This is a genomic window from Bacillota bacterium (assembly GCA_012837285.1).
Classification (GTDB): domain Bacteria; phylum Bacillota; class DTU030; order DUMP01; family DUMP01; genus DUNI01.
On sequence record DURJ01000152.1, the window covers coordinates 1 to 5886 of the forward strand.

6 protein-coding genes and 2 pseudogenes are annotated in these 5886 nt (G+C 52.2%); 7 read left to right on the forward strand and 1 reads right to left on the reverse strand.

Annotated elements, in window-relative coordinates:
* Together GX016_08940 and nuoE are read left to right on the forward strand one after the other, a co-directional pair.
* A partial coding sequence (locus GX016_08940) for a hypothetical protein (GenBank protein ID HHT71676.1) occupies positions 1-141 on the forward strand: 141 nt, incomplete at its 5' end.
* A 402-nt stretch (positions 142-543) separates the two neighbouring features.
* Positions 544-925, forward strand: a pseudogene (nuoE, locus tag GX016_08945) (NADH-quinone oxidoreductase subunit NuoE).
* Positions 926-968: 43 nt separating this feature from the next.
* Here nuoE and GX016_08950 read toward each other — a convergent pair.
* Positions 969-1747 (reverse strand): annotated as a pseudogene (locus GX016_08950) (hypothetical protein).
* Between the two features lie 148 nt (positions 1748-1895).
* Here GX016_08950 and GX016_08955 point away from each other — a divergent pair.
* The 5 genes from GX016_08955 (at position 1896) to GX016_08975 (ending at position 5549) form a co-directional block, all read left to right on the forward strand.
* Positions 1896-2168 (forward strand): 4Fe-4S binding protein, encoded by a 273-nt coding sequence (locus GX016_08955; GenBank protein ID HHT71677.1) that lies wholly within the window; start codon positions 1896-1898, stop codon positions 2166-2168.
* Positions 2165-2914 carry a 4Fe-4S dicluster domain-containing protein gene (locus GX016_08960; protein ID HHT71678.1) on the forward strand — a complete coding sequence of 250 codons (750 nt, stop codon included), beginning with the start codon at positions 2165-2167 and terminating at the stop codon, positions 2912-2914. The genes GX016_08955 and GX016_08960 overlap by 4 nt, the downstream gene beginning before the upstream one ends.
* Before the next feature lie 80 nt (positions 2915-2994).
* Positions 2995-3474, forward strand: coding sequence for a 4Fe-4S dicluster domain-containing protein (locus tag GX016_08965; GenBank protein ID HHT71679.1), 480 nt, complete (start codon positions 2995-2997; stop codon positions 3472-3474).
* Positions 3474-5276, forward strand: a complete 1803-nt coding sequence (locus GX016_08970) for an aldehyde ferredoxin oxidoreductase family protein (GenBank protein HHT71680.1) — start codon at positions 3474-3476, stop codon at positions 5274-5276. The genes GX016_08965 and GX016_08970 overlap by 1 nt, the downstream gene beginning before the upstream one ends.
* Positions 5277-5549, forward strand: a complete 273-nt coding sequence (locus GX016_08975) for a MoaD family protein (GenBank protein HHT71681.1) — start codon at positions 5277-5279, stop codon at positions 5547-5549. It abuts the gene before it with no gap.
* Positions 5550-5886 lie beyond the last annotated feature (337 nt).

Consider the following 5886-nt stretch of genomic DNA (forward strand, 5'->3'; position numbering starts at 1 on the left):
CTGGCTTTTCAGGCACCTCATCTAGCTATCGTCAATCGTGATCCGACGCTGGCTGATAGGAGAGCCGATGTAGTGCTATATGGCACAGCTGGAGAAGCCCTCACCGCTGTAGTCGAAGAGCTGGCAATTGGGCATCAATAGTAGGCAACATTCTAGGCCCGGCGTTTCAAGTGGAAGCTCAAGCACAACCTGCTTACACTTTTGGCATCGGGCCTTCGTATCTAGTTTTTAGACTGCGGACGGCAGGTTTTTACCAGCACCAAACCTACAGGGCGAACAGGGCGAAGGTGTTTACCGCCGCCAGGGGAGGAGGTGGTCGGGTAGTGAAACCGATACCAACAGCCGAGGAGGTGCATACCTGGGAGATGGAATAACAATGGTCTCGCTACCAGTGCAACAATAAAGACTCTGCCTGGTACTGCCAACCAGCTGTGCCGGGGCAACTAGAAGAAGGTGTGCTCTTTGGCTATATTAAAGTCTGACGATACCAACTTGCTTGAAATTTCGGCCCGTCATCCTCGTCGACCAGGTGAGCTGTTGGGAATGCTCCTTGATCTGCAGAGCCATTATAACTACTTACCCAAGGAAGCACTGAAAGAAGTGGCTGCTTATCTAGAAATCCCGTTGAGCCAAGTTTATAGTGTGGCCACATTTTATAAGAGCTTAAGCTTAAAGCCGCGAGGAGAGCATGTCATAAGGGTTTGTTTGGGAACAGCTTGTCATTTAAGAGGTGCCCCCGCTGTTTTAGAGGGACTGCAAAGCATACTGGGCATAGCTCCGGGAGAGACCACGGCTGATCTTAAATTCACCTTGGACGGTAAATTGTTTAGGGGCCTGTGCTTTGGCGCCGGTGATAGTCATCGATGATCAAACATATGGTGAACTGACGGTGAGCAAAGTGCAGAAAATACTACAGAAGGTGTAGCCATGAGATTTACTGACGCAGCTTCATTAATACAATACCAAAATCAGCTGTGCCAGTCACAGTCAACTGAACAAAAGATACTTTGGATATGTGGTGGAACAGGGTGTCGTGCCAGCGGTAGCCTTAAGGTACTGGCCCGTGGCTCACCCGGACGTCCTTCTATTGAAGCCACAAGAGCAGTGGATTCGCCGCAAACAAACGCGCCACCACCCTTATAAATGCGTATATCGAAAGAAAAACCGCTTCCTAATATGTCTTTCCCTAGAAGGCCCCTCTCACGCGCAGCACAAAGAGCTGTGCTGCGCGTGTTTTACGGCCAGCGGATACTCTGCCCGGATGTATATATAACCCTGTTTGGCCCCCACTGCATAAGCACCGATTATCATACCTTCGATAATGCTGTGAGGGTCTCCCTCCATGATGCTACGATCCATAAAAGCACCCGGGTCTCCTTCGTCACCGTTGGCAATAACATAAGGCAAACCGGCCGACTGTCGGCACGTCTCCCATTTAATCCCGGTGACGAACCCAGCCCCGCCACGCCCCCGTAAGCCATAGCTTGATTTCTTCGATAACATCCTCCGGTGACATGTTAGTTAACGTTTGGGCTAGAGCCGCATAACCACCAACGGCTAGATAATCATCGATACTCTCTGGATCAATACGTCCATTATTGCCTAAAGCAACTCGTTTTTGTTTGCTGTAAAATAGTATATCTTGAACATGAAAAATAGCTTCCTGTCGGGAAGGAATACCGATATTGCTAGAATTGTTGGATAACCTGACCCTAGGAAAAGGACACCCAGGAGATATTGAGCTTATAGAAGAACTGGCGCAAGGATTAAAAGATACAGCCCTTTGCGGCTTGGGATAGACTGCTGCTAATCCAGTATTGTCAACGTTTAAATATTTCCATCAGGAATACGAGGAACATTTAGCCGGATTTTGCCAGGCCGGAGTATGCCGACACTTGTTTGTGTACAAAGTGGATCCGGAGCGTTGCCAAGGTTGTGGTGCCTGCAGTCGGGTGTGTCCTACAGATAGTGTTAAGGGCAAAGTTAAGACTGTTCATACTATTGATATTCCAAGTTGGACCCGCTGCGGAAGTTGCGTTGATGTCTGCCGTTTTGATGCTATTAAAGCAATGCCACCGGTATCGCCGAAAGCTTCTAAGAAAAGCAAAATGGAGATGCTGCAAGACAGAATCCGTAAGCTCGCGTGCATAAGGGGGCGAAACAAATGACTGATGAAGTTCGCCTAGTCATCAATGGTGAGCAAGCGTTTACCCAGCCCGGGAAGCGTCTTTTAGATGTTCTTCGAGAGCAAGGCATTGACATACCAACTTTATGCGACCACGAGGGTCTTACGCCGTGGGGAAGTTGTCGGCTGTGTGTTGTAGAGGTGAAGGAACGTGGCCGTACCCGTCTGGTAACGTCTTGCCTTTATCCGGCAGAGCGGGCGTCCCAGGTGGAAACAGATAGTTCCCGTGTTCAGGCTGCCCGTCAGTTTTTACTAACTTTGCTGCTGGCTCGCAATGGTGAGAACCAAGCAGTCCAAGAGTTAGCCGCGCGCTACGGAGTCAAAAGCTTAGAGCGCTTACCTACTGAGCACGAAAGATGCATTCTCTGTTTGCGCTGTGTGCGAGCTTGTGCTCTACAGGGGCATAATGCCATTGGAACCGGTTTCCGAGGACAGAAGAAAGAAGTGGGCCCACCGTTTAACGACCTGCCGGAAGATTGTGTCGGTTGCGCTGCTTGTGCTGCCGTATGCCCTACTGGAGCCATAGAGGTAGTAGAAGAAGGGGGCACCAGAAAGATTTGGGGGCGGACCTTCGAGCTGGTATGCTGCGAACGTTGTGGCACAGCCTTTGCAACCCGTGAACAACTGGCCTGGGTTCGTCGGGAGCTCGGTCGGGAGATAGATGATAAGCTTTGTCCGCGCTGCCGGCAACGGGCCGAGGCGGAGACCTTTTTGGGCCGGCGGTGCTGATCATTAGATAGGTAAGGAGGTGAAATCTGTTAGTTCCCAATTTATGCACAGGTACAAATTTTTAAGGGGAGGAGAAGGTCATGAGTAACATTCTGCTGATTTCCCCGGAACGCTGCACAGGCTGCGGCAGTTGCGAGCTGGCCTGTTCGTTCAAGAACGAGAACGAGTTTCGGCCGGCGGCAGCCAGAATATCGGTACTCAGGTTTGGGGCCGGTGTATCAGTGCCGTTGACCTGCCTGCAATGTGACCAGCCGTACTGTATGTCGGTTTGTAAGACGGGCGCCATTTCTAAAGATGCAGACAGTGGCTTGGTGTCGGTGGACGGAGACAAATGTATCGGCTGCCGTATGTGTGTGATGGCCTGTCCTTTCGGTAACATCAATTACAGTATCACGGCAAAACAAGCGGTAAAATGCGATTATTGTAACGGTGAGCCGGAATGTGCCCGTTGGTGTTTGAACAAGGCTATTGAGTACGTAGCTCAGGACACCGCTACCCTGGGACGGAAAAAAGCCTATTCCGCCAAGTTTGCCAAACTGGTTGAGGAGGTGCAGTCCTAATGTACGGTTGGGTAGGAAAAGTACTGCGAGTGGATCTCACCGGCGGGAAAGTTAGCACTGAACCTCTGAACACAAAGCTAGCCCAACAGTTTATCGGGGCGCGGGGGTTGGGCGAGAAGATACTGGCAGATGAGATCGATCCTAACGTAGATCCATTGTCAGCCGAAAACAAGCTGTTATTCGCTACCGGCCCTCTTACGGGAACGCTGGCTCCATCGGCCGGACGCTACAATGTGGTCACTAAAGGACCGCTCACCGGCACTATTGCTGCTTCCAACTCCGGCGGCTTCTTTGGGCCGGAGCTGAAGTATGCCGGCTACGATTTAGTCATTGTGGAGGGAAGGGCAGAGCAACCGGTCTATCTCTGGATTTACAACGATAAAGTAGAGCTTCGTTGTGCCAAGCACCTGTGGGGTAAGCTCACCGGTGAAACCACGGATCTGTTATTGGAGGAGACTGACCCGGAAGCTAAGGTGGCCTGTATCGGTCCCGGCGGTGAGAAACGGGTTCTTTTTGCTGGGATCATCAATGACAAGCACCGCGCTGCCGGTCGAACCGGCGTAGGTGCAGTTATGGGCTCGAAAAACCTGAAAGCAGTGGTAGTACGTGGCACTGGTGGGGTGAAGATATCAGATAAGGAAGCCTTCCGGGAAGCGGTGCAGGATGCCAGGGCCAAACTGGCTGCCCACCCGGTTACTTCTGGCGGCTTGCCCACCTATGGTACCAACGTGCTGATTAATATCCTAAACCAAGTCGGATCCTTACCCACCAACAACTTCCGCACCGCTTACTTCGAGGCGGCTGACAAGATCAGCGGCGAGACCATGGCCGAGACTAAATACGTGCGTAAGACGGCTTGCTTTGCCTGCCCGATTTCCTGCGGTCGGGTCACCGCTGTTAAGAGCGGTCCCTGGGCTCACACCGGCGAAGGACCGGAATACGAAGCTACTTGGGCATATGGTTCCCAGTGCGGAGTAGATGACGCGGATGCCATCATTAAAGCCAATAACCTCTGTGATCAGCTAGGCATCGATCCGATTACCATGGGCAGTACCATTGCTTGTGCTATGGAACTGTTCGAGGAAGGCATAATTGATCAAGAAACCACCGGCATTAGGCTGAACTTTGGCAACGCCGAGGCCATAGTGAAGCTTACGGAAGACACTGGGTACAAGCGTGGTTTCGGGGCTGAGCTGGCGGCGGGATCATATCGCTTGGCGGACAAATACGGGCGGCCCGAGTTATCCATGAGTGTAAAGAAGCAAGAGATGCCGGCTTATGATCCGCGGGGAGTCCAAGGTATGGGTCTGGAGTATGCTACTTCCAACCGTGGCGGCTGCCATGTGCGCGGCTACCTGACCTCTCCGGAAGTACTGGGCATACCGGAGAAGCTGGATCCCGACAGCACGGCCGAAAAGCCGGCTTGGCTGAAGACGTTCCAGGATCTTACCGCTGCCCTGGATTCCAGCGGGATCTGCTTGTTTACCACCTTTGCCATCGGTGGACCTGAGATTGCGGCCATGCTTAGCGCCGCCACCGGTATTAGCTATTCGGTGGATGAGTTTATGCACTGCGGCGATCGGATCTGGAATTTTGAGCGGCTATTTAACCTGGCAGCCGGCTTAACGGCAGCCGACGACACCTTACCGCCGCGCATGTTGGAGGAACCTATCCCCACCGGTCCCAACAAGGGTAAAGTGAGTAAGTTACCCGAGATGCTACCGGAGTATTACCAGGTGCGTGGCTGGAGTGACGACGGCATTCCCACCGAGCAAAAACTAGCCGAGTTGGGACTGGCTTAAGTGGTAACGGTACGCTTTTTTGCCACCATCCGTAAAATCACCGGCGAAAAGGAAACCTTCTTGGCCGCAAGCACCTTGCAAGAGTTGCTGGAGCAACTGGCCTTAGAGCATAGGTCTCGTTTCCACCAGGCGGTCTATGGCCCCGACGGCGTTAGTGATGAAGCTATTATCTTGGTGAATGGCCGCCACCTGGAACACTTACCGGAAGGTCTGAAAACAAAGCTCAGCCCAAATGATACCGTAGCTATCTTTCCTTTAGTAGGCGGCGGTTAAACAAAACCGGGCAGTCGTCCTTGCGGGCTGACTGCCCGGTTTTAATCTGGTGGATCGATAATCTTTTCCGGTCTCCCAGCAGCAGCGACAACTTAAGACGCCTCGCGTCGGGTGGCAATATGTACCATGCCGCTCCGGCCCAAAAGAGCACATAATAAAGTCGGCTGAATCCTATTTGCATTGTGAAACTAAAGGGAGGCAGGATTGGCGTGGTCATCAAATGGGCGGGAGACTTGTTTCGCGGAGTTATGGACGAGACAGCCGACGACATTATGTCCAAGATTATGCAGGATCGGTATACGGACAACTTACTGACGGGCTTGTCGGTGGCTAAAAA

What these genes read in the sequence shown, in the direction of transcription:
- GX016_08960 (HHT71678.1), top strand. Translation starts at nt 2,165, where the DNA reads ATGACTGATGAAGTTCGCCTAGTCATCAATGGTGAGCAAGCGTTTACC.
- GX016_08965 (HHT71679.1), top strand. Translation starts at nt 2,995, where the DNA reads ATGAGTAACATTCTGCTGATTTCCCCGGAACGCTGCACAGGCTGCGGC.
- GX016_08970 (HHT71680.1), top strand. Translation starts at nt 3,474, where the DNA reads ATGTACGGTTGGGTAGGAAAAGTACTGCGAGTGGATCTCACCGGCGGG.